Origin of the sequence: Massilimicrobiota sp. An80 (assembly GCF_002159255.1) — a bacterium.
Lineage (GTDB): Bacteria > Bacillota_I > Bacilli_A > Erysipelotrichales > Coprobacillaceae > Allocoprobacillus > Allocoprobacillus merdigallinarum.
On sequence record NZ_NFHI01000113.1, the window covers coordinates 1 to 922 of the forward strand.

Below are 922 nucleotides of genomic sequence, written 5' to 3' on the forward strand. Positions count from 1 at the left end.
TTGTTATTTCCCTGAACTTCAGTATGTTTTTGAACCTAAATCAGCTGCTTTTCTAGCTGTCTTATCTCAATATCCTACTTCGCATGATATCATAAATGCTTCCAAAAATGAAGTGTTTTATCTCGTTTATGAAGCAACCAAGCATCGCTGCAGTTTGGATAAGATAGATAAGCTATTCAATTATGCTCAGGATACACTGGTTCCACATGTATCCGATCATATAAGATGCGTTATTTCCAACACTGTTGAAAGCATCGTCAATATTCGCACTCAATTGAAACTGATTGAAAAAGATATCAGAAAGCTTGCCGCCACTTTTAATGTTTACAGTCTATTGATGACCATCACTGGCTGTGGTCCTTTGACCGCTGCTGTTATCATCGCTGAAACCGGAGACATCTTCAGATTCAAGAATGCTGATCATTATGTCTCTTACAGCGGTTCATCGCCACGAAACAAGCGTTCTGGCAAGTCCGTGGAGATCATGGGCAAGATTTCCAAGAAAGGATCAAAATATCTGAGACACGCTCTTTACATGATTGCTGAATTTGCCAGACGGCACAATCCTGTTCTTAAGCACTTATTTGAAAGAGTGAAGAACGGAAATAAGAAGCGTCATAAACTGGCAGTTATTGCAGTTGCCAATCGTATTGCCAGATATATCTATTCAATCATGAAAAGCGAAAGCAGTTTTGTAATCATGCATGAACATATCATGCGATTACCAGAAGAAACCCGAAATACGTTCTTCAATTCAATATCTTTAGATTTTCCAAAGAATACCAGAAAACAGATTTATCAATATTCTGATGTCAATGGTGAAATTCATCGCTTTGTTTATAAAAACGAAACGACCGAATCAATAGCTTAAAAAAGCAGAAAATCTAAAATGTAAGAGCTTTCAAAATATATATTTTGAAAA

Annotated in this window: 1 protein-coding gene; it reads left to right on the plus strand. The window is 36.7% G+C overall.

The window, feature by feature from the left end:
- The coding region (locus B5G32_RS13550; RefSeq protein WP_143746682.1) for a transposase at positions 1-871 on the plus strand (871 nt) is incomplete at its 5' end.
- Between the last annotated feature and the right edge of the window lie 51 nt (positions 872-922).